Origin of the sequence: Collinsella intestinalis (assembly GCF_902501455.1) — a bacterium.
Lineage (GTDB): Bacteria > Actinomycetota > Coriobacteriia > Coriobacteriales > Coriobacteriaceae > Collinsella > Collinsella intestinalis.
The window spans coordinates 130,823-156,609 of sequence record NZ_CABWIC010000011.1 but is presented as its reverse complement, the minus strand read 5'-3'; the positions used below and the strand labels follow the sequence as shown (position 1 = coordinate 156,609).

At 66.8% G+C, this 25,787-nt stretch carries 17 protein-coding genes and 1 tRNA gene; 8 read left to right on the top strand and 10 right to left on the bottom strand.

Going from position 1 to position 25,787, the window contains the following annotated elements:
• Window positions 1-354 precede the first annotated feature (354 nt).
• Window positions 355-1,116, top strand: coding sequence for a C39 family peptidase (locus tag AOBCEHNH_RS05665; RefSeq protein WP_226803315.1), 762 nt, complete (start codon window positions 355-357; stop codon window positions 1,114-1,116).
• Between the two features lie 161 nt (window positions 1,117-1,277).
• Here AOBCEHNH_RS05665 and arcC read toward each other — a convergent pair whose 3' ends face one another.
• Both arcC and nifJ read right to left on the bottom strand, forming a co-directional pair.
• Window positions 1,278-2,240, bottom strand: a complete 963-nt coding sequence (arcC, locus tag AOBCEHNH_RS05660) for a carbamate kinase (protein ID WP_006723372.1) — start codon at window positions 2,238-2,240, stop codon at window positions 1,278-1,280.
• A 618-nt stretch (window positions 2,241-2,858) separates the two neighbouring features.
• Window positions 2,859-6,404 carry a pyruvate:ferredoxin (flavodoxin) oxidoreductase gene (gene nifJ / locus AOBCEHNH_RS05655; protein WP_152063512.1) on the bottom strand — a complete coding sequence of 1,182 codons (3,546 nt, stop codon included), beginning with the start codon at window positions 6,402-6,404 and terminating at the stop codon, window positions 2,859-2,861.
• A gap of 389 nt (window positions 6,405-6,793) precedes the next feature.
• On the opposite strand from nifJ, the gene AOBCEHNH_RS05650 reads away from it, so the two are divergent.
• Window positions 6,794-7,729: a hypothetical protein gene (locus AOBCEHNH_RS05650; protein ID WP_152063511.1), complete on the top strand. Its 936-nt coding sequence runs from the start codon at window positions 6,794-6,796 to the stop codon at window positions 7,727-7,729.
• Between the two features lie 37 nt (window positions 7,730-7,766).
• Here AOBCEHNH_RS05650 and AOBCEHNH_RS05645 read toward each other — a convergent pair whose 3' ends face one another.
• The 7 genes from AOBCEHNH_RS05645 to AOBCEHNH_RS05615 form a co-directional block, all read right to left on the bottom strand.
• Window positions 7,767-8,741 carry an FHA domain-containing protein gene (locus AOBCEHNH_RS05645; RefSeq protein WP_226803314.1) on the bottom strand — a complete coding sequence of 325 codons (975 nt, stop codon included), beginning with the start codon at window positions 8,739-8,741 and terminating at the stop codon, window positions 7,767-7,769.
• Window positions 8,719-10,620: a serine/threonine protein kinase gene (locus AOBCEHNH_RS05640; RefSeq protein WP_193221197.1), complete on the bottom strand. Its 1,902-nt coding sequence runs from the start codon at window positions 10,618-10,620 to the stop codon at window positions 8,719-8,721. Before AOBCEHNH_RS05640 ends, AOBCEHNH_RS05645 begins: the two co-directional genes overlap by 23 nt.
• Window positions 10,617-11,561 (bottom strand): hypothetical protein, encoded by a 945-nt coding sequence (locus AOBCEHNH_RS05635; protein ID WP_152063509.1) that lies wholly within the window; start codon window positions 11,559-11,561, stop codon window positions 10,617-10,619. The genes AOBCEHNH_RS05640 and AOBCEHNH_RS05635 overlap by 4 nt, the downstream gene beginning before the upstream one ends.
• Before the next feature lie 28 nt (window positions 11,562-11,589).
• On the bottom strand, window positions 11,590-12,186 hold the full coding sequence (recR, locus tag AOBCEHNH_RS05630) for a recombination mediator RecR (protein ID WP_152063508.1): 597 nt from the start codon (window positions 12,184-12,186) through the stop codon (window positions 11,590-11,592).
• Window positions 12,187-12,297: 111 nt separating this feature from the next.
• Window positions 12,298-12,624: a YbaB/EbfC family nucleoid-associated protein gene (locus AOBCEHNH_RS05625; RefSeq protein WP_006723383.1), complete on the bottom strand. Its 327-nt coding sequence runs from the start codon at window positions 12,622-12,624 to the stop codon at window positions 12,298-12,300.
• A 195-nt stretch (window positions 12,625-12,819) separates the two neighbouring features.
• Window positions 12,820-15,294, bottom strand: coding sequence for a DNA polymerase III subunit gamma/tau (gene dnaX / locus AOBCEHNH_RS08050; RefSeq protein WP_226803313.1), 2,475 nt, complete (start codon window positions 15,292-15,294; stop codon window positions 12,820-12,822).
• Between the two features lie 12 nt (window positions 15,295-15,306).
• The gene (locus AOBCEHNH_RS05615; protein WP_152063507.1) at window positions 15,307-15,501 is read right to left on the bottom strand and encodes a hypothetical protein; all 195 of its coding nucleotides are present in this window, start codon (window positions 15,499-15,501) and stop codon (window positions 15,307-15,309) included.
• 239 nt (window positions 15,502-15,740) lie between these two features.
• Between AOBCEHNH_RS05615 and AOBCEHNH_RS05610 the strand changes: the two genes are divergently transcribed.
• From AOBCEHNH_RS05610 to pknB, 6 genes are all read left to right on the top strand, one after another.
• Window positions 15,741-17,756 (top strand): serine/threonine-protein kinase, encoded by a 2,016-nt coding sequence (locus AOBCEHNH_RS05610; protein ID WP_193221196.1) that lies wholly within the window; start codon window positions 15,741-15,743, stop codon window positions 17,754-17,756.
• Window positions 17,753-18,742, top strand: coding sequence for an FHA domain-containing protein (locus AOBCEHNH_RS05605; protein WP_152063505.1), 990 nt, complete (start codon window positions 17,753-17,755; stop codon window positions 18,740-18,742). The genes AOBCEHNH_RS05610 and AOBCEHNH_RS05605 overlap by 4 nt, the downstream gene beginning before the upstream one ends.
• A gap of 3 nt (window positions 18,743-18,745) precedes the next feature.
• A complete protein-coding gene (locus AOBCEHNH_RS05600; RefSeq protein ID WP_006723393.1) occupies window positions 18,746-19,159 on the top strand; it encodes an FHA domain-containing protein in 414 nt (137 codons plus the stop codon).
• A complete protein-coding gene (locus AOBCEHNH_RS05595) occupies window positions 19,156-20,826 on the top strand; it encodes a Stp1/IreP family PP2C-type Ser/Thr phosphatase (RefSeq protein WP_152063504.1) in 1,671 nt (556 codons plus the stop codon). The genes AOBCEHNH_RS05600 and AOBCEHNH_RS05595 overlap by 4 nt, the downstream gene beginning before the upstream one ends.
• Complete coding sequence (locus tag AOBCEHNH_RS05590) at window positions 20,827-23,643, top strand: FtsW/RodA/SpoVE family cell cycle protein (protein WP_152063503.1); 2,817 nt, start codon at window positions 20,827-20,829, stop codon at window positions 23,641-23,643.
• A 63-nt stretch (window positions 23,644-23,706) separates the two neighbouring features.
• Complete coding sequence (gene pknB, locus AOBCEHNH_RS05585; RefSeq protein ID WP_152063502.1) at window positions 23,707-25,638, top strand: Stk1 family PASTA domain-containing Ser/Thr kinase; 1,932 nt, start codon at window positions 23,707-23,709, stop codon at window positions 25,636-25,638.
• Window positions 25,639-25,696: 58 nt separating this feature from the next.
• Here pknB and AOBCEHNH_RS05580 read toward each other — a convergent pair.
• Window positions 25,697-25,772: transfer RNA gene (locus AOBCEHNH_RS05580), tRNA-Arg, on the bottom strand.
• Between the last annotated feature and the right edge of the window lie 15 nt (window positions 25,773-25,787).

Sequence of the window (25,787 nt, the reverse complement as noted above, 5' to 3'; positions counted from 1 at the left end):
GTCGCCCCGCATCCCGAGTTCCGTCCTCCCGCGCGGGCAGCGGCCAACGCCCCCGCGTATCGCGGCCCCCGCACGCCGCGCTCGCCGAGCGCCCACGCCCCGCAGCCACAAGGCGCTCGGGACCCGCGCCCCATGCGCCGAGACTCCTATGGACGCGATTCCCGCGTCGGACGAGCATATCCCGACCCACAGACGCGCCCAACGGGTAGGCCCTCTTCCAGAGGCCGCGCTCAAAACCAACCGTCTCGCGGCGCCGGTCAGCGCCGAACCCTCAACGGAAGCTACGCCCACACGCCCTCACGTCACCGCTCAAGCAAAGGCCGGGGTTCGCGTGCAGGATACGTAGGCGGGCCCTTGCGTGGGGGCCGCAATACCGGTCGCATCTTCTCGCGTCCCACTTGGCGATCCGTGCTGTTCAGCCCGCGCGGGATCGCCGTGCTCTTGGTAATCGCGGTGATTGGTGCGGGAGGCCTTGGCATCAACGCCAAAATCCAACGAGACAAAGCGGAGGATGCCGCGCGCATCGAGGCGAAGAAGGAAAAGGAGCGCCTCGCCAAGCAGACGGTCAACCCGTTCAAGCTCGGGCCCACCGCCATCCCCGTCTCCACGCCGCGCTCGCAATGGACGGCGGGCACAATGCCGCATCTCTATCAAACCGACCCGCTCTGGGCAAACAAGCCTTACGCAGGAAGCAACATCCGCATCGCCGGCTGCGGCCCCACGAGCCTTTCCATGGTCTACACATACCTGACGGGTAAGACCGATCTCGATCCGGTCGCCATGGCCTCGTTTGCCGAGGAGCACAACTTCGCCCCCACCGGTGCGACCGAATGGCGCTTCATGACCGACGGCGCCGCCGCCATCGGATTGAGATCGACCCCCGTGGCCCCTTCGCGCGCGAGCATCGCATCCGCGCTGGATGCCGGCATGCCGATCATCTGCTGCCTCACGCCCGGCGACTTCACCACAGTCGGGCATTTCCTTGTCATCAAGGGCATGGATGGCCGCGGCATGGTCGAAATCCATGACCCCAACAGCCCCTACAACAGCGCAAGACGCTGGCCGATCAGCCAGATTCTCCCGCAAATCGAAGCGCTTTGGGCCCTCTCGCTCTAACCCCATACAAATAGACGCCCCGGGGCAGTAAGCCGGGGCGCCTGGGAGAGGGAGGCTCTGTAAGCGTCACGCGCGATGCAGCAGCCACACGCGACGACGGAAATCATCGGACGCCCGGCCAGCTCGAAGCGGCAGCCGGGCGCCTGACGACATAGGGGGTACTAACCGACGATGCGGGTACCGGAGAGGCCGGCCATGGTCTCGGCGGCCTTGTCCAGGGCGCCGATGATGCAGGTGCGGCCCTTGCGGGAGCGAGCGAACTTGATGGCGGCGCGGACCTTGGGCTCCATGGAACCCTTGCCGAACTGGCCCTCGTCAGCGAGCTTCTCGGCCTCGTCGGCGGTGAGCTCCTCGAGCTCCTGCTGATCGGGCTTGCCGAAGTTGATGGCAACGTGCTCGACGGCGGTCAGGAGGAACAGGACGTCGGCGGAGCAGTCCTCAGCGAGGAGCTCGCCACCCATGTCCTTGTCGATGACGGCGGCGACGCCCTTGTAGCAGCCCTTGTTCTCGTAGTCGCGGACGACGGGGATGCCGCCGCCACCACAGGCGATGACGATAAACTCGTTGTCGAGCAGGTTGAGGATGGAGTCGGCCTCGACGATCTTCTTGGGCTCCGGGGAAGCCACGACGCGACGCCAGCCACGGCCGGAGTCCTCGACGAAAGTCATCTCGGGGTTCTCAGCCATGATCTCCTTGGCCTGCTCCTCGGTGTAGAAGGGGCCGATGGGCTTGGTGGGGTTGGCGAAGGCGGGATCGTCCGGGTCGACCTCGATCTGGGTGACGACGGAGGCGGCGTGCCAACGCTTATAGCGCTTGTGCATCTCGCGACCGATGCCCTGCTGCAGGTGATAGCCGATGTAGCCCTGGGACATGGCGCCGCACTCGGGCAGATCCATGGAGGGGGTGCCGATGGCGTCGTGAGCAGCGGCGAAGGCGTTCTGGATCATGCCGACCTGCGGGCCGTTGCCGTGGGTGATGATGATCTCGTTGCCCTGCTCGATGAGGCCGAGCAGCGCGTGGGCGGCGTGGGCGACCTTCTCGATCTGCTCTTCAGGGGTGTTGCCGAGGGCGTTGCCGCCGAGGGCGACGACGATGCGATCGGGCTTGCCAAGGGGCTTGGACATAACTGCCTCTTTTCTTCTCGTTTTGCTGGTAACAAATATTCACCAGCTGACGTACTTTATGCAATATACCCTCCCAAGCACAATCGATTAACAGTGATTTCGACTGTCTTGGTGAACGGACGATAATTGGCGATAAACGTAATATCCCAAGGATATAGGCATAGTCTGACCACATTGCTCAAACGGTTTTGCACGCCTTAAATCTGTATACCTATCCTGCCAATTTGGCTTGTCTATTCATCTCTATACAAAATTCTGCGCGAATATGCGTACCTGTTACTGCAATGGAGTGACATCCGATCCGCCCGGCCCCGCAGCAGTCGCGGGGCCGTGGGCGGGCACAGGGCCGGGGACGAGCACGGGGCCGAGGCCGTTCGGCCTCTCGAGATGCAACGTAAGTCACGTTTGGCGCATCAAAAACGTGACTTCGGTTATATCTCGGGCCCCAGCCCAACGGCAGCGGCCGCATCTCGGGCCCAGGCGCAACGGCGACGGTCGCATCTCGGGTCCGATCCAGCGGCGACGGTCACATCTCCGCTCAAAACGAAAGCGCCCCCGCCGAACATCTCGGCGGGGGCGCACAAATCGCTCTGTTCTACAAAGCGCAGCTACCGAAGACTACTCCTCGTTATAGAGGGTCTTGAGCTTGACGAGGTGCTTGTAGCGATCCATGGCGGCAGCCTCGTTGGCGGCGAAGAGCTCCTCGGCGCGCTCGGGGAACGCGGCGGTCAGGCTCGCGTAGCGGGCCTCGTTCATGAGGAACTCCTGGTAACCGCCAGCCGGCTCCTTGGAGTCGAGGGCGAACTTCTTACCCTCGGGGGCAGCCGGGTTGTAGCGGAACAGGTTCCAGTAGCCGCAGTCCACGGCCTTCTTCATCTCGGCCTGGCAGTTCTGCATGCCGCCCTTCTTGATGGAGTGCATCTCGCAGGGGCTGTAGCCGATGATGATGGACGGGCCGTCGTAGGCCTCGGCCTCGTGGATGGCCTTGAGGGTCTGAGCTGGGTTGGCGCCCATGGCGACCTGCGCCACGTACACGTAGCCGTAGCTCATCGCGATCTCGGCGAGGCTCTTCTTCTTGATGTTCTTGCCCGCGGCGGCGAACTGAGCGACCTGGCCCAGGTTAGAGGCCTTGGAGGCCTGGCCGCCGGTGTTGGAGTACACCTCGGTGTCGAACACGAAGACGTTGACGTTGTTGCCAGAGGCCAGGACGTGGTCAAGGCCGCCGAAGCCGATATCGTAGGCCCAACCGTCGCCGCCGAAGATCCAGAAGGACTTCTTGGTGAGGTACGCCTTGTCGGCCAGGATCGCCTTGGCCTTATCGCAACCACAGGCCTCGAGCTGCTCGATGTAGGCGGCAGCCGCGGTCTTGGAGGCCTCGACATCGTCGCGGGAGTCGATCCAAGCCTGAGCGGCGGCCTTCAGCTCGTCGGTCGCGCAGTCGGAAGCCATGAGCTCCTCGCTCTGGGCGACGAGCTTGCCCTGGACTGCCTTGTAACCGAGCTCGAGACCGAGGCCGTGCTCGGCGTTGTCCTCGAACAGGGAGTTGTTCCATGCCGGGCCATGGCCGTTCTTGTCGGTGCAGAACGGGGAGGTCGCGGCCGGGTTGCCCCAAATGGAGGAGCAGCCGGTGGCGTTGGAGATGAACATGCGGTCGCCGCAAACCTGGGTCACCAGGCGAGCGTAGGCCGTCTCGGCGCAGCCGGCGCAGGAGCCGGAGAACTCAAGCAGGGGCTGCTTGAACTGGCTGGACTTGACGTTGTTGCCGATGAGCTCGGGCTTCTCGGCGACGTTGGCCACGCAGTAATCGAAGGTCTTCTGCTCCACGAGCTCGCCCTCGGCGGGAACCATGGTGAGCGCATCCTTGGGGCAGACCTTGGCGCAGTTGGTGCAGCCCATGCAGTCGAGCGGGCTGACGGCGATGGCGAACTTGTAGCCGGTGTCCTTGGGGATCTTCACATCCAGCATGCGCATGGTCTCGGGCGCCTCGGCGACCTCGGCCTCGTTGAGCGCGAAGGGACGGATGGTGGCATGCGGGCAGACGTAGGCGCACTGGTTGCACTGGATGCACTTGGTCTCATCCCAGTGCGGGACCATGACGGCCACGCCGCGCTTCTCGAACTGGGAGGCACCCAGCTCGAACTGGCCGTCGGCGTAATCCTTGAACGCGGAGACGGGCAGGGAGTCGCCGTCCATGCGGGCGATGGGCTCCATGAGCTCCTTGACCTGCTTGGCGATGGCGCTCTTCTCGTCCTCGGAGAGGACGGAGGCGGGAGCGGCGTCGGTGGCGTCGGCCCAGTCGGCCGGGACGTCGAACTTTACAAAAGCAGTGGCGCCGGCATCGATGGCCTTGTGGTTGGCCTCGACGATGGCCTCGCCCTTCTTGGCATAGGACTTGGTGGCCGCTTCCTTCATGTAGCGGATCGCGTCCTCCTGCGGCAGCACGCCAGCCAGGGCGAAGAACGCGGACTGCAGCACCGTGTTGGTGCGCTTACCCATGCCCACCTTGGCAGCCAGGTCGATGGCGTCGATCAGGTAGACGTTGATGTTGTTCTGGGCGATGTAGCGCTTGGCGTTAGCCGGCATGTGGGAGGCGAACTCCTCGGGCGTCCACTGGCAGTTGACCAGGAACGTGCCGCCGGGCTTGACGTCGCGGACCATCTTGAAGCCCTTGATGATGTAGCTCGGGTTGTGACAGGCCACGAAGTCGGCCTTGTTCACGTAGTACGGCGAGCGGATCGGGGAGTCACCGAAGCGCAGGTGTGAGGTGGTCACGCCGCCGGTCTTCTTGGAGTCGTACTGGAAGTAGGCCTGAACGTACTTGTCCGTGTGGTCGCCGATGATCTTGATCGAGTTCTTGTTGGCGCCAACGGTGCCGTCGCCGCCGAGGCCCCAGAACTTGCACTCGATGGTGCCCTCGGCCGCCGTGTTGGGGGCGTCCGGATCCATGGGCAGGGACAGGCCAGTAAGGTCGTCCTCGATACCGATGGTGAACTCGCGCTTGGGCGCGTCCTTCTTGAGCTCCTCGAAGACCGCGAAGGCAGCCGCCGGGGGCTCGTCCTTGGAGCCGAGGCCGTAACGGCCACCGGTCACCACGAGGTCGGAGCGGCCGGCCTCGTACAGGGCGGAGACGACATCCTGATACAGCGGCTCGCCGATGGAGCCGGGCTCCTTGGTGCGGTCGAGCACGGCGACCTTCTTGACGGTCGCGGGCAGCGCGGCCACAAAGTCCTCGACAGACCATGGGCGGTACAGGCGGACCTTGACCAGGCCGACCTTCTCACCGTGGGCGTTCAGGTAGTCGATGACCTCCTCGAGCGTATCGCAGAAGGAGCCCATGCACACGACCACGCGGTCGGCGTCGCTGACACCGTAGTAGTCGAACAGATGATAGCTGGTGCCGAGCTTGGCGTTCACCTTGTCCATGTAGGACTGGACGATGGCGGGCAGCGCGTTGTACGTGCCGTTGCAGGCCTCGCGGTGCTGGAAGAAGATGTCGCCGTTCTCATGGCTGCCGCGGGCCGCGGGATGCTCGGGGTTGAGCGCGTGGTCGCGGAACGCCTGGACGGCGTCCATGTCGCACATATCCTTGAGGTCCTCGTAATCCCACACGGCGACCTTCTGGATCTCGTGCGAGGTGCGGAAGCCGTCGAAGAAGTTGACGAACGGCGTCTTGCCGGTGAGCGCGGCGAGGTGGGCGACGGGCGAGAGGTCCATGACCTCCTGGACGTTGCCCTCGGCGAGCATGGCAAAACCGGTCTGGCGGCAGGCCATGACGTCGGAGTGATCGCCGAAGATGTTGAGCGCGTGGGTGGCGACGGTGCGGGCCGAGACGTGGAAGACGCTCGGCAGGCCCTCGCCCGCGATCTTGTACATGTTCGGGATCATGAGCAGAAGACCCTGCGATGCCGTGTAGGTGGTGGTGAGGGCGCCAGCGCCCAGGGAGCCATGCACGGCGCCGGCGGCGCCGGCCTCGGACTCCATCTCGACCACGTTCACGGGCGTGCCGAAGATGTTCTTCTTGCCCTGAGCGGCCCACTGGTCGACATGGTCGGCCATGGGGCTGGACGGCGTGATGGGATAGATTCCCGCCACCTCGGTGTACGCGTACGAAACGTACGCGGCGGCCTCGTTGCCGTCCATAGATTTGAACTTGCGATCTGCCATATACCCCTCTCCTCTCGAACTAGGTATATAAGGCGCCGGGGCCAGGCGGACCCCGGGTTATATATGAGAACGGCCCCGCGCGGGGCGCCAAACGCGGCCCGGAGACGGTCCTTCCCATAGGTGGTGCGCGCGACATGACGAATCGACGCGAAACTACGCACGCGTCCCCATTGTACCCCGCTCGGCGACGCGGATGCCGACAATCGGGGTTCATCGGCAAACGTTTTACCCAGCTAAATTCGCAGGTCATCGAGCAGTTTGAGCAACGCCCGACGGCGTTTGCGAACGGGGCCTCCCCAAGCCGGACCCCCTATCAAAATTGTTGCTCAACATTTTGTCCGCACGGGCGCATACGGTAGAGACATCGGATTCTATGGACAGGAGGAGCCGTGGGAAACTCGAATGAAACGCCGGCGGCCCAGGCCGGCATGACCACCGCCGAAGCGCGCGCGGCGGTGCGCGCCCGCAGGGAGGCTCTCGCCCGCGCCGAACGCAGGCATCGGGAGTGCTGGGATGAAACGGAGCGCATCTCCAACCTGCGCGAGCGCCTGTGCGATCTCAAGCGGGAGGACCGGGCGCGCCAAATCGCCAGCCTCCAGCTGGACGCCGAGGGCGCCAAGCCCGGATGCGAGGTCAGCGCCGTATGCGATCGCATGGCCGAGGAGGAGACCACCCTCAAGCCCCCGTGCACCGAGCACCACGACGAGCAATGCCGCTGCCCCAGGTCCACCACCTGCCGCGAGCTGCGCCGCTGCATCGCCTACCTCAAAAGCGCCGTGACCCAGACGGACCTGCAGGCGGCGTTTTTCGACCTGTACTCCGCGGAGCTCGAGATGGACAAGGCCCGCGCAGAGCTGTTCTGCCTGCTCAGGGACCTGCCGGAACGCATCGTGCAAGAAATTGGCGAACAGGTGCCCACGCAGGAAGATTTCGACGAGCTGCCCAACGCCTGGGGCATCGCCGCCTTCGAGAACCACATGCGCAAAGGGGGCTCCACCGACGAGTCAGATCCAGTCGACCAGCTCAATTACCGTAGGTGGCTCGTCGAGCTCTCCCAGGGAGCGCTCGGCTATTCCGGCCACCTCGAACATGAGATGGCCCGCCATCGCACCGAGCTCGAGGTGCTCGAGCAGCAGGCCGCGACCGTCGATTTCTTCGAGGGAGACGAGCTCGAGCAGATCGCCCAGGCAGCGGTGCTGCAAAAAGCGCGCATCGCCGCATGCCAAGAGCAGCTCGATGAGCTCGCCTCCGCCGCCGGCGCGCTCGACAAGCGCATGGAGGCATGCGAGGCGGAGCTGCAGCGCTTTCTCGGCAGGGAGGAGTAGGGTCGGGGCCCTTCGCGGGCCAGCCGGCGACGCGCCGCTAGCGCGCCATCTCGGCCGCACCCTCCACCAGGACGAACGTCGTACGCGAACCCAAACGGACCTCATCGCCGGGATGTATCTCCACGGCCTCGTTTTTTGCGATGCGCAACGGGGCCGAGCCGTCGCCGTCAACCACCACGGTCCCGTTACTGGAGCCAAGATCACTCAGCATCCAGCGTCCCGCACCGGCATCGGCGGCCTCGTACCACACGCGCGCATGATGGGCCGAAACGTCTCCGGCCACATCGGTGATATCCTCCGCACCCGTGGCCAATGCGCCGATCTCGGCCCCGGCCGAACCGGACGAGACCCAATACGGCTCGCTGGCGATGACCCCATCCACGATGCGCACAAACCCGAGCACGCGCGGTAGCACAAGATCGACCTGCGTCTTCTTGGGGTCGAGAGAGACCGGGCAGGATGTGGGCGTGCCGAGCCTGCCGCCCATCAGGCAACGGATGTACTCCGTGGTGTAATCGACCGCTCGGCCAACGTTGGCCGAGCACCCCGCCGCCACAAGCAGGACCAAGGCCGCCTCGGCACGCTCCCCCACCGTGTAACCCTCGCCATCGCGCACGCGGGCCAGGGCGTTGCGGTAGAGGCGCACGTCATCATGGCTCGCCTCCAGCGCACGCACCATGGGTTCGCCGGCCTCGCCGCACACCATGTCGAGAATCTCCGCGCAGGTGCGAGAGCCCGAACGGCTGGTGCGCAGGCGGTTCATCACGCGCTGCGCCGCAACACCGTAATCGCGGAACAGCCGCTCCTGAGACGCATCGGCCGGGGCGTGCACCACAAAGCGCGACACCCAGCTCCGATCGGACGAACGGCTCTGCGGGCTGCGCCCATCGGCAAGCGGTCGTTCGGACAAGATCATCGAGGCCAGCTCCTTATGGCTGATCCCCCCAAATCGCTTGAGTATGTCGAACAGGGCCCCGCAGGGCGTCTGCTCATTCGCGCGCTTCAGCGGCATCTGGGACCTCCGTATCCTCGGGCAGGGAGGCGTGGGCGTCGGGCTCCTCCCCCATAATCGAACGTTGCGCCGCCATATGCGGCAAGCCGGCGACGGGTGCGCCGAAGGGCCGTGGCAAAGCCGTGATGGCGTACTCGAGCACAAGCGGGCACCACGCCGCCGCAACCGCCAGGAACAGCGCGGCGAGCAGCGGGGACCTTCCGATCACGCCCAAGAACGAGACGTGCGAGACAAGCGCGAGTACGAGTGCCGAGCCCGCCGCCAGAGCGAGCGTCCCGCGCACGAAGCCCGCGCGCGTGCCGCCGGCCCGAGCGCGCCCCGCCAGGGCGCAGACCGCCGGGAAGGCGAACGTGAGCCCCACGAGCACGGCGGGAACCTCCCCGCGGGCCGCGAAGGATCCGAAGCGGAACAAGACCGTGACCCCGTCAAGCAGCAAGGCGGTCACGCAGATCACCGTGACGAGTGCGGCGCCGGACAAAGCCATGCCCACCACGCCAATCAGGCGGTTCACCGCGTACGGGGACCGACCATCGCGACGACGCACCTCGCCCCGGCACGGAATCAGGCGCTCGCCACGCAGGGCGCGCCGAACATTTTGGGCATAGCGCGCGCAAAACGCCGAGAGAGCATCACGCAGGGCCTCTGACGAGGGGCGCGCCTCTTGACCCGATGCGAACGCGGGGGTGAGCACCTCAGCGAGCTGGCCATCAACGCGATCGAGAGCGCGTTTGAACTCGAGCTCGTCGTGCGCATCGGTCACATCCAGCGAGGCCTCCGTCGCAACCGCTGCGACCTCGGGTTCGAACATGAGCACATCGCCCAAATGGAACGCCGCGTGATGCGCGGCCACGAGCGGGCGCGGGGGCTCGTCCATCTTGATGCGGTAGAGCGACTCGCCCGCTCGGCCCTCAAGCTCGAAGGGCGGCAAGCCGCAGGCCAGCTCGAAGATGACGCTCGCTGCGGCGTAGACGTCGATCTTCTCGGATTTGCGCAGCTCAACAAGATTGGGCAGGTCGCCCGTGAGCATCTCGGGCGGGGCGTAATCGGGTGTTGCGCGCCGCAGCGTCGCATAGCGCATGGTGTAACCCGGAGCCCCCATGGGATCGAGGTGCACAGAGGAGCCGAAGTCGATCAGGCAGAGGTCGAAGGCGCCGTCGGCCGCCTGCTCGGTGACCGACAGGTGCGCCGTTCGCACAAGGATGTTCGACGGAGATATGTCACGGTGGACGAAACCGTCCCCCACCAGGTCGAGACGCGTGAGCAAGTCGGCCAGGTCGCGGCCGATACGGGCGGCGACGAGCGGTGCGACTCGACCGGCCTCGTCGACCGAGAGCATGCGCGCCGCCACGCTGAGCGTCACACCCTCAACCCACTCCATGACGATCGCGGGGGTGTCCCCGATGTGCGCGAAACCGAACAGGCGCGGGAAGCCCTTGAAACCGGAGAGCGATCGATGGCTTTCGTATTCAGCGCGAAACGCCGTGTGCGCAAGGTCGACGCGAGCCGCAAAGGACACATCGTCCTCATGCTCGGCACGAACCGGCGTATTCAGGGTCTTGAGCGCGCAGGTCTCGCCCAGGGCATTCGTCGCGCGCACGACGGTGCCCAATCCGCCGCGGCGGGCGGAGGAGTCGTCCACGAACAGAATGCCGAAACGGCGGTGATATGTCTCGCGCTCGGGCTCCGCCATGCGGAAGGGTTCCTCAAAGCCCTCGAGGCGCACCATGCGCGCACCGCGGACATAACCGCTGGGATACGGCGGTGTGGAACGGTTCGGATCGGTGCCCGAGCGAGCGGGCGCCTCATGGGACGGGCCGACCTCCGCGGGCCCAAGCGGCTCGGTGGTGCGCGGGGTCATGTCCTGGGTGGATGCGCTCATAGGCTGAACCTCCCGTACACCTGCTGAAATTCGGCGAGCTCCGCGCCCTGGGCTCGACGGATGGCATCGATGCCCGTGTTGACGGTATCGGGATTGCCCGCATATTGCCATGAACTGTGAACGACCCCGGCATAGGTTGCCAGCAAGCGATACATCCCGATGAGATCGCCCTGCGCCGCCTTGTACCGCGAATCGTTTGCGACCAGGATCTCGTCGCGCACATGTATGTACTCGTTGACCAGGCGGTCTCGCAAACTTGCGGCCTGTGTCGCGCGGGCACCGCGCGTGTTCGCGTCCGCCATGCAATCGTTGTTGAAAGCGGCGGTGATGCCATTGATCTCGCCAACATATCCGTTGATGCGGCCGGCCGAGGCGCTCAAGGCGTTGTAGAACTGCCGCTCCTGCTCCTCCGTAACGGCGGGCTCCGTGGGAACCTCCACCGGCGGGGCGGGCTCGGGCGCGGGCACCGTGGTGTCACTCGCATTGCCGTGCGAGCCGCCAGGTGCATTGGGGCCAGCGCCCGCACCGGTCGAGCCCGACGCGCTGGGCGCCGAGGACGCACCGGAAGCTCCGCCGCCCACAACGCCGGAGATAACCTGCTCGAAGGCCACGCCGCCCAGCGTGAGACCGCCGGCGTGACCATCCTCAGACGAAGTGGAACCATCCGCGGCCGCCTCGCCGGCCTGCGCCCCGCCATCGGAACCCGCACCCTGCGAAGCGCCGCCGACAAGAGCGCCGGACCCGAACAGCCCCTCGACGAACGCATCGGCAAAGCCGCGCTCCTCGGTGCGCTGCGCGACCTGGATCAGCGACGGCAATGAGGCGGCATAGGTGACGACGCCCAGGCCAAGCAGGGCGAATGAAAAGGTGACGAGTCCCACCAGGCGAGGGGGCAGCGCCGTACGACGCAGGCGCCTGCGCGATGTGTCGAAGATGCGCATCGCAACTCCTCTCGCGACGGACGGGGCGCTAGAGCGCGCGACGCGCCTCGATGGCACGCCCAAGGGTCAGCTCGTCTGCATATTCGAGGTCGCCGCCCACGGGCAGGCCGCTCGCCAGCCGCGTGACGGTGATACCGAGCGGCTTGATGGTGCGCGCCAGATAGCTTGCGGTGGTCTCGCCCTCGATGTTGGGATTCGTGGCGATGATGACCTCATCGATGTCTTCCGTGCCCAGACGGGCGAGCAGCTCCCGCACGTGAAGCTGCTCGGGACCGATCTTGTCCATGGGGCTGATCACGCCGCCGAGCACGTGATACAGGCCGCGATAACTGCCCGTGCGCTCGATTGCCGAGACATCGCGGGGCTCCCCCACCACGCAGATGCGACCGCGGTCGCGCGAAGAGTCCTCGCAGATCGCGCACTCATCGCCCGTCGCGTAGTTGAAGCAGCGGCTGCAGAAATGGACCTCGCTCTTCACCATGAGGATGGCGTCCGCCAAGCGGCGGGCCTCCTCGGCGTCGGCCTCGAGAAGGTGATAGGCGATGCGCTGGGCGCTCTTGGGACCGATGCCCGGAAGGCGGCCCAGCTCGTCGAGAAGGATTTGTAGACTGCGGTCGGCGCTCATGCGCGTTTGCCCTCCCAAAATGGTGCGACAGGCAACGCATGTGTAATTGGGGACGTACCCCAATTACACATGCCCGGCTAAACGATGCGGTCGAGGTGGAATCTCTTGGATTTAGAACGGCATACCGGGCATGCCGGCGCCCATGCCACCGGTGGCGGCGCTCATGCGCTTGTTGGCGATCTCTGCCACACCGCGGTAGGCCTCGTTCACAGCGGCCACGATCATGTCCTGGAGCATATCGACGTCCTCGGGGTCGAGCGCGTCCGGGTCGATGGTCACGGACTGGAGCTGCATGTTGCCATCCACGGTGACCTTGACCATGCCGCCGCCGGCGCTGGCGTCGACGGTGACCTCGTTCATGGATTCCTGGGCCTCGGCGAGCTTCTTCTGCATCTGCTGGGCCTGCTTCATGAGCTGCTGCATGTTGATTCCGGCCATGGGTTCTCCTCACTGGTAAAGCCTGCGGTTTAACAGGCGGGTCATTCCAAGGGGCATGGTACCACGTGGGGCGGACACAAGCGCACATCTCCCCTGTACGGAAGAGGGTTTATGAGCACGCCGCCCCGCGAACGGCTGGTGCCGCGCGAGGCGGATGCGGGGGCGCCAGTTGGGTCGTCCCATGCCGACGCCATGCTATTTAAAGGTCACGTTGCCCCAGATGTTCTGAAGCACCTCTTTGGGGTCGACCGGAGCATCGCCGTCGGCAGCCTCGCCCAGACCGGGAGCGGGAACAGGGGCAGGGGCCTCGATGGGCGCAGGGGCCGGAGCCGACGCGGTGGCGGTGGCGGGAGCCGATGCCCCGGAAGCCTCGGTGGGCGCGGAAACGGGCACCGAGGCAGCTACGGGCGCAGGCGCCGGGGCATCGAACGGCGGAACCTCGGCGTCGTCATCGTACGAAGCGATGAACGCATCGTCATAAGGCGGCATGTCGTCTTCCCACGCCTTGCGATCGGCATCTATGTCACGCTCCGCGAGGACCGTGGGGCCGCTAGCGTGATCGGCGACGGGCGCCGCGGTGGCGGGCGTCGCGGGGGCGGGGGCGGAAACGGCCGACTGAGATTGCGCCGGCGCCGGGGAAGGAGCTGCGGGGGCAGAGGTCGCAGCGCGGGACGCCGTGGGGGCCGCGGCGCCCATCGAGGCAGCCGGGACAGCCGAGGCCGCCGAGACTGGAGCGGCCTGGGGGGCGGCGGCGGGGGCCGGCGTCGCGGGACGCGTGGGCGCGGGGGCAGCCGTCGCGGCGGGCTGAGCCGGCGCGGCGGGGGCACCGGCCGGAGCGCCGTCCATCACGTACTCAACGGAGCGCTTGCCAAAGACCTCGCAGATAACGGGCATCACCAGGGCGTTGCTGTCCGGGCGGCTAATCATCTTGAGAGCGAAGTTGGAACCCTTGGGGAACGCGACCACGAGGGTCTCGCCATCGTCGCTCACAGCGCGGGAGCTTTGCAGCAAGCCGCCGCGCGATGGCTGGACCGCGGCGATTTTCTTCACCGTCTCGACCCAACGGCGCTGCAGTTCGGCGTCGTCAGCGGAGGCGGGCGTCACCGCACACGAGCTCATCGCCGGTGTGGCACTCGCCGGCACCGTTGCGGGGGCAGCGGGCTGTGGGGCGCGCGCGGACGGAGCGGGGGCCGAGGCGCGCACGGGGGTGGAAGCCGGTTCCGGGGTCTGCGCGGGGACAGCAGAGGCAGCCGGATGCGCAGGCGGCTCCTGCACCTGCGCCGGAATCGCAGCGCCCGCGGAGGCCGGGGCGCTTGTCTGGGCCGCCACGCGTGCAGGTGCCGAGGCGCATGCGGAAGTAGGGGCGCTCGTCGGGGCCGCCGCGTGTGCAGATGCCGGGGCGGGTGCGGCCTTGCGAACCTCCTGGAGCGCGGGCGCGGCCTTCGGCCGCGTTGCCGACGCGAGTTGCTCGGCCGACATCGGCGCACTCGGCACGCCAGAGGCGATCTGGGCCTCGAGGCGAGCGATACGCTCGGCGAGCGCTTCGAGCGTCAAGTCGGATTCGGGGCGGGCCAGGCGCGTGCAGGCAATCTCGAGCACCAGGCGCGGATCGGTTGCGTTGCGCATCTCCAGCGCGGCGTCATCCAGCACAGTCAGCGCGCGAGAAAGGCGGTCGGCCCCCTCGAACAGGCGAGCCTCCTCGACGAGCGCGGCCACCTCCTCGGGCGTCCCATCGAACAACTCGGCGCAAGGGCCCGCGATCGCGGCCGTGTATACGTCGCGGATGTGCGCGATCAGGTCGCGCGTGAGCTCCTGTAGGTCATTGCCCTCGTCAACCTGAGCCCGAATGAGGCCGAACAGGCCCACGGTGTCGCGCACCGCCATCTTGCAGGCAAACTCGGACAGCACCGTGGATGCCACCTCGCCCAGCAGGGCGCGCGCGTCGTCGATGCGCACCGAACCGTCGCCGAAGACCGAGAGCTGCTCCAACGTGGATAGGGCGTCGCGCATGCCGCCGCGGGCGTGGCGCGCCACGACCTCGAGCGCCTCCTCATCGAAGGCGAAACCCTCCTGCTCGCAGATGTAGCGCAGGCGACCGATGATGTCGTCGTTCGAAATGCGGTGGAAGTCGAAGCGCTGGCAGCGCGACAGGATCGTCTCCAGGATCTTTTGCGGATCGGTGGTGCACAGGACGAAGATGACGTGACTCGGCGGCTCCTCGAGCGTCTTGAGCAGCGCGTTGAACGCCTGCGTCGTGAGCATGTGGACCTCGTCGATGATGTAGACCTTGTAAGCGCCGCGCACCGGGGCGAAGCTCACCGAGTTGATGATCTCCTCGCGCACATTGTCCACGCCCGTGCGCGACGCGGCGTCGAGCTCGTAAACGTCCGGATGCGTGCCCTCGGCGATAGCCGTGCACTCCGGGCAGGTGCCGTCGGGGTTGCAGCCGGTCGCGCCTGTCGCGCGGGCGCCCTCGGCCTTCTCGCACAGCAGCGCCTTGGCGAGGATGCGCGCCATAGTGGTCTTGCCCGTACCGCGCGGGCCGCAGAACAGGTACGCATGGCTCAGGCGGCCCTCGGCCACCGCGTGCTCCAACGTTGAGACGATATGCTGCTGGCCCACGACGCTCTCGAACGTGAGCGGGCGGTACTTCCTATAGAGCGACTCCATGGGGAATTCCTCCTACAATCCGCGCTCGACCAGGCGGCGGTCGATGTCCTTCAGGTTCATGCGCGCGGCGAACAGCTGGCGATACGTCGCCGTCTTGACCTTGTTCTCGGTGCGCAGAACGTCCATGCGCGCGCCGACCTCGGCGAGCTCCGCACGAATACCCCGTGCGAACGCATCGTATGCCGCGAGTCGCTCGGAATCGTCCATATGCCCTTTCACCGCCTTCGTCGCACACCCCTTATCGCGCGCACACCCTTCATCGCGCGCGTGAATAATCGTGCCCACCATCATAGCGTCTCGCGCGGCCCCACGTCCGCGGCTCCAACCCGCACGGATGCGCACCGACGACGGTCGATGAAAACGGCGCACACGGCCACCGTGGTAAAATGGGCCCAAACTGCACTTGGCTTCGGCCGGAAACGAACTTTAAACGCACGAGGATGGCCATGCCGATCTTCCCCTTCAACATACCCGACCCGCAACAGCGGGAAATGCCCTCGCAATCCAATCGCGCGAGCGGCCCGCGCCTGGCATCGCGCTCCATGTGGCGCCGGCCCGCATCCTCCAACGACCCCGCCGCCGCGCCCGACCTCGCGCGCCCAGCCGGGGCCGCCCCGTTTGCATCCCGGGCCCCGCACGGGAGCCGATCCCCCATCGCCCCGCCGCCCGCCGCCGGCTCGGCAGCGTCATCCCTGCTCAAGCGCTATCGGCCGCTCGAGACGCGCGCCGCCGGCGGCTTTGGCAGCGTCGAGATCTGCCTCGACTCCCGCCTGCAGCGACGCGTGGCCATCAAGCGTATGCCCCTCGCATCGCCCGATGCACGAACCCCGCTCGAAACCACCGCCGCCGCGCTCGCCGAGGCTCGCACGGCCAGCATGCTGCAGCACCCCAATATCGTGCAGGTCATCGACTTCACCTACGACAGCGCCCATGCCTACCTGGTCATGGAATACGTGGACGGCATGACGCTCGAGGAGTTCCTCCAGCAGGTCGAGGGTCACTCCCTCACCTACGACGAGGCGGCCTGCATCGCCGACGCCCTGGTCCAGGCCCTGTCCTTTGCACACGAGAACGGCGTGCTCCATCTTGACATCAAGCCCGCCAACGTCCTGATCGACCGCAACGGCCACGTCAAGCTGGCCGACTTCGGCATGGCCATGCTCGCCAGCGCCGCGGGCTTTGGCGGTGCGCGAGGCGGCACCATCGGCTATATGCCCCCCGAGCAGCTCAACGGCGAGCAGGTTGACGAGCGCAGCGACATCTTCGCCTTGGCCGCGGTCCTCTACGAGTCCCTTTGTGCCACGGCGCCCTTCCGCGCCGGCACCCCCGCCGACTCCCTCGACCGCATCATCCGCGGGGTCCTCTACCCAAGCGACCTACTGCCCGATATCCCGGATGCCGCCGAGCAGGCCCTGCTCGATGCGCTCTCCCCCAGCCCGTACGACCGCATGCCGAGCGTGGCGGAATTCGGAGACGCCTTCCTGGCCCGCCTGGGAAATCCGCGCGAAGGCCGCAAGAGCCTCGCTCGGATCATCGCTCGCCTCACCTCCGACGATACCGAAGACGCGCTCGACCCGGCCGACGGCCGCGGCGAGCGCGTATGGGAGCTCGACCCAGACGAGGGATATCTGGGCAGCCGCTTCCCCCGTGCACGCGAATATGCGCTCGGCGCCGTCACAAGCGTCGCGGTCGCAGCCGTATCGTGGGCGCTTTTGGGAGACCTGCAGGTAGGCGGAGCGGCGGTCCGCGCCATCACCGCGGCGGGCATCGGCGTGGGAGCGGGCATCGCGCCGCAAATCGGGTCCGCCCTCGTCCTTGCCGGTTGGCTCATGCTCATCGTCAACTCGACGCCCCTGTTCGAGGTGTTGCCGCTGGCCGTTTTGGCCTTCTGTCTCATGGCCGCCTGGTGGTTCGTATGGGGCCGCCTGCATCCGGCCGCGTCGACCGTCCTCGTGACCTGCGCCGCCCTCGGCCTGGCCGCCGGTGACGCCATGATCCTCGCACCCGCATCCGCCGCGATCGGAGGCTTTTTCCTCACCCCGAGCGTGGCTGCCGCCGCCTCCGGCGCCGGCGCCGCCTTCGCGCAACTCCTCGTGGCCTCGCACCTGCGGGCCGGGACCCTGGGTTCGCTCGACGCCCTCATGGCGCTCGCAACCCCGGCGTTTCTCGTCCCCGCAGCGGGCGCCGCCCTCATCGCCGCCGGGACCTCCTGGGCGCTGACGCGGACATGGGTAAACCGCCAGGAGGGACGTTCCGCATACCCGCTCACCGTCCTCTACCTGCTCATCCCGTTGTGCGCGGTCGCATGCCGCTATCTTGCGCACCCTATGGAAATTAGCGCGGTGCCCCCCGCCGACGCGGCCGTGGCCCTGGGCCTGGGCGGCCTATCCTCTATACTTGTTTGGCTATGCATATTTGCTCTCGGTTATAAGCGAGATTTTTCGGAAGGTGATCGTTCGTGAACTTCCTGAACATATTTGAAGACCGCGTCGCTGGGATCTTCGGCGCGGCGCAGGCGCCCTTCTCCTTCAAGAAGCTCGCCAAGCAGGCGGCCCGCGAGATGGAGGACCAGACCCTGGTCATCAACGGCGTCAACACCGCCCCCGCCCTCTACACCGTGCTCATCGCCGCCGATGACGATCAGCTCCTGGCGCCCTATTACTCCCAGCTCGCCAGCGAGGTCACCGAGTTCGTGCGCGCCCAGGCCGAGAAGAAGCGCTACCGCTTCGTGGGCACCCCGCTCGTCCGCTTCATGATCGACCCGTCGCTCAAGCCGGGCAAGTTCTCCGTGTTCGCCGAGAACGTCGACGCCCCCACCCTCGCCCGTCTATACGAGGAGGAGCGCGCCTATCTCAAGGGCGCGTCCGGCAAGGCCACGCCCGCCCCGACGCCTATCCCCGCCCCCGCGCCCTCTTCCGCCGCCGGCGCCGTGCCGGTGGCGAATCCCGCACTCGACGCCGCGTTCAGCCCCGCATCCGCGCAGGTCGCCGGCGCCGCCGAGGTCGCCGACCCCTTCGCGCCCGCGCCGACGCCCATCCCCGTCCCGCAGACCATGACGCGCGAGCAGCTCGCCGGCATGGGCGGTGCCGCCGCCGCGACCGGCGCGGGCATCGCCGCCGCGGGCGCGGCCCATATGGCGCCCGCAAAGCCCGCTGCCCCCGCCCGTCCGCTCGCCCAACTCGTCGACGTCGTGACCGGCGACACCTATGAGCTCACCTCCGCCCGCGCCACCGTTGGCCGTGAGCGCTCCGTGGCCGACGTCGTCCTGCGCGACCCCAACGTGAGCCGCCGCCACGCCGAGCTGACCTTCACCGGCAGCGACTGGTCCATCGAGGACCTCAATTCCACCAATGGCACCATGGTCAACAACCGCCGCATCACCCGTTGCCCCCTGCGCAACGGCGACGTGCTGACCTTCGGTCTGAGCACCTTCGAGTTTAGGGGTTAGCCTGTGATCGACATCATCCTGTTCGCCGGGCGCATCGTCCTCGTCGCACTGCTCTACATCTTCCTGTTCGCCGTCATGAAGACGGGCGTGGGGCTGGTGCGCGGCCAGCGCCGCGACTCCGCGATCTGGACGATCGATGTCGATAAGGGACCGCGCGGCATTCGCGGCATCCACATGGACATCCTGGGGCCGGTCATCGTGGGCCGCTCCCCGTCCTCCGATATCTGCGTGAACGAGCCCTTCGTCTCCGCGAGCCACGCGCGCTTCTCCCTCCAGGGCCCCGCGCTCGTGATCGAGGACCTCAACTCGCTCAACGGCACCCTCGTCAACGGCCGCGCGCTGCAGGAGCCTGCGACCCTTCGCGAAGGCGATGAGGTCCAGATCGGCGACGTGGTCATGAAGGTGAACCGTCGATGACACCCGAGCAGGACGACCTGCGCACCACCGGGTACGAATCACAAGCCCAGCACGCTCGACCGGCGGCCCCTGTGGCCCCGGCCTCTGCTATTCCGGCATCGGGCGCCCCGGATCCCTGGGCGCCCGATTACGACAAGCCGGCCCCCATGCCGCCCGCCCATACGGCCCCGGCGCATGCAGCGCCCCCCATCTCGGTCGAAGCCACGCCCGCGCCCGCGCCCACCCCGGCGCCCGCGCCCGCTCCGGCGCATGCCGCCCCCGGCTCCTTCGAGCCCGAGCCCGAGATTCCCATCCAGTCGATCCCCGATCCAACCGCACCCGTCTCGCCTGAGGACACGGCCGAGATCGACCTCCAGGCCGTGGAGGCCAAGCTCAACGATCCCGGCTCGACCATGGACTTCGAGCCCATCACCGACGACCTGATCGACACCGACGCCACCTTCGACGCCGGCACGTCCTCCATGCTCATGTGGGGCGCCCGCTCCGACGTGGGCTGTGTGCGCAGCCACAACGAGGACTCCTATCTCGCCGCCTCGCCGCTGTTCTGCGTGTGCGACGGCATGGGCGGCCACGCCGCCGGTGAGGTTGCCAGCGCGATCGCCGTCGAGACCATCGCCAAGACCGGCCCCAAGTCGGCCGATGCCGCACAGCTCGCCGCCTCCATCGAGGCGGCCAACGCCGCCATCATCGAGGCGGCCGTGAACGGCGTGGGCAGGCCCGGCATGGGCTGCACCGCCACCGCCGCCTACATCGAGGGCACCACCCTCGCCATCGCGCACGTGGGCGACTCGCGCGCCTACCTGCTACACGAGGGCACCCTCATCCGTGTCACGCGCGATCACTCCTACGTCGAGGAGCTCGTCGATGCCGGCGAGATCACCGCCGACGAGGCGCGCACGCATCCCAACCGGTCCGTCATCACGCGAGCCCTGGGCTCCGATCCGGCGATGTACGCCGACCATTTCACCTTGAACGTCGAGGAGGGCGATCGCCTCATTCTGTGCTCCGATGGCATGTCGGGCATGGTCCCAGACGGCGAGATCGAGCGCATCGCCCAGCAGAGCTCCACCGCGCAGATCTGCACGGACAACCTGGTCGACGCCGCGCTCGCCGCAGGCGGCGGAGACAACGTCACCGTCGTGGTGGTCGACATCACCGACGACGGCCGCGTTCGGGAGGTCGCCCGCAAGCACAAGCGCACGCTGTTCTTCGCCATCGTTGGCCTACTCATCGCGCTCATCGTGGCCGGCGTGGCCTCGTTCATCTCCATCCGCAAGTCCGTCTACCTGGGCGTGAAGGACGATGCGGTCGCCATCTACACCGGCATTCCCGACTCGCTCCTCGGGCTCAAGCTCAACTGGCTCGAGGATGAGACCTCCATCCAGCTCAAGTACCTCCCCGAGGACACTCAAAACCGCCTGCGCGAGGGCATCCCGCAGAAGAACCTCAAGGACGCGCAGGACGCGGTGGAGAACTACCGAGCGCAGATCGACGAGACGCAGACCAAACTCATCGAGGACGCGCGCGCCATCCAACAGGATCTCACCGGGTCCACGGAGGCGCCGGGCACAAGCCCCGCAGACGCCCTGGCAGGCGGAACGTCCCCGAGCGAATCGCCCGCCGATGCCATTTCACCTTCAACCACGACCGAGGGAGGTGCCGCGTAAATGAGTCGCCGCACGACCGAACTGCTCCTGCTCATAGCCGCCGCGTTCCCCGTCACGCTGCTCTACGCCATGTACGTGGTCACCACGGGCGCCGCGCTCTCCTTCCAGACGCTGGCCGTCCCGCTGGGGCTGTTCGCCGCATTCGCCGCGGCCCATATCGGCGTGCGCATCTTCGCGCCCGGCGCCGACCCGGCGATCCTGCCCGTCGTGTTCACGCTCTCGGGCATTGGTATCACCTTCGTCACGCGTCTGCAGCCCGACGCCTCGCTGGGCCAGGTGATTTTCCTGTTCCTGGGCGTGGCCCTCATGGTGGGAACGCTCGCCGTGGTGAAGAACCTCGAGGTCATCAAACGCTACAAATACGTCCTGGGCATCGCCGGCATCATCTTGCTCGTGCTGCCCATGTTCATCGGCACCGAGATCTATGGCTCCAAGCTGTGGATCAAGATCGGCGGCTTCCAGTTCCAACCCGGTGAGTTCGCCAAGGTCCTCATCGTCTTGTTCCTCGCCGGCTACCTGGCCGAGAACCGCGAGCTGCTGTCCATCTCCAACCGCACCGTGCTCGGCATCAAGTTCCCACGCCTGCGCCTGCTCTACCCGCTGTTCATCGTGTGGGGCGTCTGCCTGCTCGTCGTCGCGTTCGAACGCGACCTGGGCAGCGCGCTTTTGTTCTACACCATCTTCTTGATCATGCTCTACGTGGCCACGGGCCGCGTGTCCTACGTGATCATCGGCCTTGCGCTGCTCGCCGTCGGCGCATTCGGCATGTACCAGATCATGAGCCACGTGCAGGTCCGCGTGGCCATCTGGCTCGACCCGTTCTCCGACGCGCAGAACCTCGGCTACCAGATCGTCCAGTCGCTGTTCTCCCTGGCAGACGGCGGCCTCGCGGGCGTCGGCATCGGCAAGGGCATGGCCGACATCATCCCCGTCGTGGCCTCCGATATGATCTTCGCCGCGATCGGCGAGGAGATGGGCCTGCTCGGCGGCTCCGCCGTGCTGCTGCTGTTCATGCTGTTCGCGGTCCGCGGCCTCACCACCGCCGCGCGTGCCAAGTCCGACCTGGCGGCCTTCTCCGCCGCCGGCCTCACCGCGGCCATCTCCTTCCAGGCCTTCACCATCGTGGGCGGCGTGACCAAGCTCATCCCGCTCACCGGCGTGACCCTGCCCTTCATGAGCCAGGGCGGCTCCTCCCTGCTCGCGAGCTTCGTGATCGTCGCCCTGCTGCTGCGCGCCGGCGACGAGGCAACCGGCCGCTCGACCGAGATCGCCAACACGAGCACCGACTTGGCCACCGCCGGCTACCGCACCACCGTGCGCGGCTCTCACATGCGCCGTCCCGCCCTCGACACGCCCGAGAGCGGCCTGCTCGGCCGCGTGGCGCTCGCCAACCGCCTGACCCGCACCGTGTTCCTGTTCACCGCGCTGTTCGCCGTGCTCATCGGCAACATCACCTATATCCAGGTGATCAAGGCGTCCGAGTATCAGGACATGCCGAGCAACAACCACACCATCAACAAGGCGCGCTTCATCAAGCGCGGCTCGATCATCACCGCAGATGGCCTGACACTCGCCGAGTCCGTCCAGCAGGCCGACGGCACGTACGCCCGCTCCTACCCCAACGGCAACCTCGCCGCACACGTGGTGGGCTACTACTCCCAGCAATACGGCACCATGGGCATCGAGAACACGCAAAACGACACGCTCACGGGGTCCAAGGATTACTCGAGCTGGCAAAACGCCCTCAACTCGCTCGCCGGCATCAGCGAGCCGGGCAACTCGGTCCAGCTCACCATCGACTCGCGCATCCAGCGTGCAGCCGAGCAGGCCCTCGCCGGCCGCGTGGGCGCCATCGTCGCCCTCGACCCGCGCAGCGGCGCCGTGCTCGCCTGGGCCAGCGCCCCCACGTTCGACAACACGAACATCCAAGCGGCGATCGAGGCCGCCAACGCCAGCGGCGGTACGGACACCTCCATGTACGACCGCGCAACCCTCGCGCTCTACACGCCGGGCTCCACCTTCAAGGTGCTCACGCTCGCCTCGGCGCTCGAGAATGGCCTGGCCACGCTCGACACCACCTACGACAGCCCGGGACGCATGGAAATCGGCGGCGCGGACGTTGTGAGCATCGGCGAGCGCGGTCACGGCAAGATTTCGCTCGCCAAGGCCTTCGCGCTCTCGTCCAACACGGTCTTTGGCCAGGTGGCCGACGGCCTGGGCGCCGAGAAGCTCGTGGCCACGGCGCGCGCCTTTGGCTACGGACAGCAGCTCGGCCTGGACTTTACCACCGCCGCATCCGTCATGCCCAACCCTGAGGAGATGACGGAGTGGGAGCTCGCCTGGGCGGGCGCCGGCCAGCCCGTCGGCCAGGGCCACACGCCCGGCCCGCAGGCCACCGTGATGCAAAACGCGCTCATGGCCGCCACGATCGCCAACAACGGCATCGCCATGAACCCCTACGTGGTCTCGCAGATCCTCGCCCCCGACGGCACGGTCCTCAAGACCACGCGCGGCCACTCCCTCGGCCAGGCCGTGGGCAGCGGCACCGCCGAGCAGGTCAAGCAGGCCATGCTCGACGTCGTCCAAAACGGCACCGGCTCGGCCGCGGCGATCGCGGGCGTGAAGGTGGCCGGTAAGACCGGCACCGCCGAGACCAACAACGCCAACGCGAACTCCACGTTCGTTGGATTTGCCCCCTACGACACCCCCACCGTGGCAATCGCCGTCGTCATCGAGCAGAACGCGAAGGGCGAGGAAAGCGCGGCGGCCGTAGGCGGACAGGTCCTGCGCGCGGCGCTCGCGACACAGGGGCTGTAGCAATTCACCGGTACGAGGTAACACTTCCGCCTACGGCGGATAGATTGATGAGGAGTTAAAGACATGCCAGACGGACAGCGTGTACTTGGAGGAAGGTACCTGCTCAAGGATAAGGTCGGAAACGGCGGCATGGCCAGCGTGTATCGCGCGCAGGACCAGGTGCTCGACCGCACCGTTGCCGTGAAGATCATGCTGCCCCAGTACGCCGGGGACGCCACCTTCGCCGCTCGCTTCAAGCAGGAGGCGCAGGCCGCAGCCGGTCTGCAGAGCCCCTACATCGTGGGCGTGTACGACTGGGGCAAGGACGGCGACACGTACTATATCGTCATGGAGTACCTGCGCGGCACCGACCTCAAGAGCGGCGTGCGCAGCCACGGCGCCCTCGATCCCAAGAAGGTCGCCCAGATCGGCTCTCAGATCTGCGGCGCCCTCTCCGTTGCACACAAGCACGAGATCATCCACCGCGACATCAAGCCGCAAAACATCATGGTGCTGCCCGACGGTAACATCAAGGTGATGGACTTCGGCATCGCGCGCGCCAAGAACAGCCATCTCACGCAGGACAACAACGTCCTGGGCACCGCCCACTACGTCTCCCCCGAGCAGACCCGCGGTCAGGACCTGGGCGCCACGAGCGACATCTACTCCCTCGGCGTGGTCATGTACGAGTGCGCCACCGGCCGCGTGCCCTTCGATGGCGACGATGCCATCTCCGTGGCTCTCAAGCAGGTCAATGAACTGCCCATCCCGCCGAGCCAGGTGAACCCCGGCGTTGACCCGGCACTCGAGCGCATCATCCTCAAGTGCATGGAGAAGGACCCCGCCAACCGCTTCCAGACCGCCGACGAGCTGCGCCAGGTGCTCAACGCCTATGCCACCGGTCGCGCGGTCGACGTGGCGGAGCCCACACGCGTGATTGCCGCGCCCATGGGCGTCGGCGGTGCCGAGACCCGCGTGATGAGTGACGCCACCCAGGCCATGGTGCGCCCCGTAGGCGCTGCCGGCCCCGGCTCCACCACCGCCGGTCCGCGCGTCGCAGCGCCCGCATCCTCGCGCGGCCAGAACGACTACGAGGAGCCCAAGAAGGGCAACAGCGCCAAAATCGCCGCCATCGTGATCGGCGCCATCGTGGTAATCGCCGCCGCTGTCTTCTTTGCCAGCAACCTGTTCGGCGGTTCCGGCGAGATGGTCATCGTTCCCAACGTCATCGACTACACGCAGGAAGAGGCCGAGGACGCGCTCAAGAACGCCGGCTTCAACGTCGAGTACGGCAAGGCTGTGAATGACGATGAGGTCGAAGAGGGCCGCGTCGTCGACCAGACGCCCGATGGCAACAAGGAGGCGCCTGAGGGCTCCACGGTCACGCTGACGCTCTCCAAGGGCCCCGTCCCCGTCAAGGAGACCGAGGTCCCTAACATCACCGGCAAGACCGCCGATGAGGCCGAGGCTCTGCTCACCGCCGCCAACCTCAAGGGCCAGGCGCACGAGGAGTCCAACGAGGCCGAGGCCGGCACCGTCTTCAAGCAGGGCAAAAACACCGGCGAGGCTGTTGAGGAGGGCACCGTCATCGAGTACTGGGTGTCCACCGGCCCCGACACCATTGACGTGCCCAACCTCACCGGCAAGACCAAGGAGCAGGCCATCGAGGCGCTCGGCGATAAGCTCAGCTACACCTTCAGCTCCGACTACAGCGCCACCGTTCCAGCCGGCTCTGTGATCAGCTACGAGCCCGGTGGCAGCGTCAAGCCCGGCACCACCATCAAGATCGTACTGTCCCAGGGTCCCGAGCCGGTCGCCAAGGTCAACGCACCTAACTTTGTGAACGACTCCGCCTCCCACGCCAAGCCGCAGCTCGAGTCGCTCGGCTTCAAGGTCGTGGTGAACGGCCCGGCTGACGGCATCATCGTGAGCCAGTCTGCCTCCGGATCGCTGGACAAGGGCACCACGATCACCCTCACCACGCAGGCGCGAACCGACGCCAACACCGAGGACTAGCGGATAACGAGAAAAGGCCGCCACGCGAACGAGCGCGTGGCGGCCTTTTTAGTTGCAATGGTGCCCCCGATACGATTCGAACGTACGACACCCGCTTTAGGAGAGCGGTGCTCTATCCCCTGAGCTACGGAGGCATTGCCATGGTTGCG

Coding starts and splice junctions, on each gene's coding strand:
- arcC (WP_006723372.1), bottom strand. CDS start 2,240: ATGTCCAAGCCCCTTGGCAAGCCCGATCGCATCGTCGTCGCCCTCGGC.
- nifJ (WP_152063512.1), bottom strand. CDS start 6,404: ATGGCAGATCGCAAGTTCAAATCTATGGACGGCAACGAGGCCGCCGCG.
- AOBCEHNH_RS05645 (WP_226803314.1), bottom strand. CDS start 8,741: ATGCCGCTGAAGCGCGCGAATGAGCAGACGCCCTGCGGGGCCCTGTTC.
- AOBCEHNH_RS05640 (WP_193221197.1), bottom strand. CDS start 10,620: ATGAGCGCATCCACCCAGGACATGACCCCGCGCACCACCGAGCCGCTT.
- AOBCEHNH_RS05635 (WP_152063509.1), bottom strand. CDS start 11,561: ATGCGCATCTTCGACACATCGCGCAGGCGCCTGCGTCGTACGGCGCTG.
- recR (WP_152063508.1), bottom strand. CDS start 12,186: ATGAGCGCCGACCGCAGTCTACAAATCCTTCTCGACGAGCTGGGCCGC.
- AOBCEHNH_RS05625 (WP_006723383.1), bottom strand. CDS start 12,624: ATGGCCGGAATCAACATGCAGCAGCTCATGAAGCAGGCCCAGCAGATG.
- dnaX (WP_226803313.1), bottom strand. CDS start 15,294: ATGGAGTCGCTCTATAGGAAGTACCGCCCGCTCACGTTCGAGAGCGTC.
- AOBCEHNH_RS05615 (WP_152063507.1), bottom strand. CDS start 15,501: ATGGACGATTCCGAGCGACTCGCGGCATACGATGCGTTCGCACGGGGT.
- AOBCEHNH_RS05610 (WP_193221196.1), top strand. CDS start 15,741: ATGCCGATCTTCCCCTTCAACATACCCGACCCGCAACAGCGGGAAATG.
- AOBCEHNH_RS05595 (WP_152063504.1), top strand. CDS start 19,156: ATGACACCCGAGCAGGACGACCTGCGCACCACCGGGTACGAATCACAA.
- AOBCEHNH_RS05590 (WP_152063503.1), top strand. CDS start 20,827: ATGAGTCGCCGCACGACCGAACTGCTCCTGCTCATAGCCGCCGCGTTC.
- pknB (WP_152063502.1), top strand. CDS start 23,707: ATGCCAGACGGACAGCGTGTACTTGGAGGAAGGTACCTGCTCAAGGAT.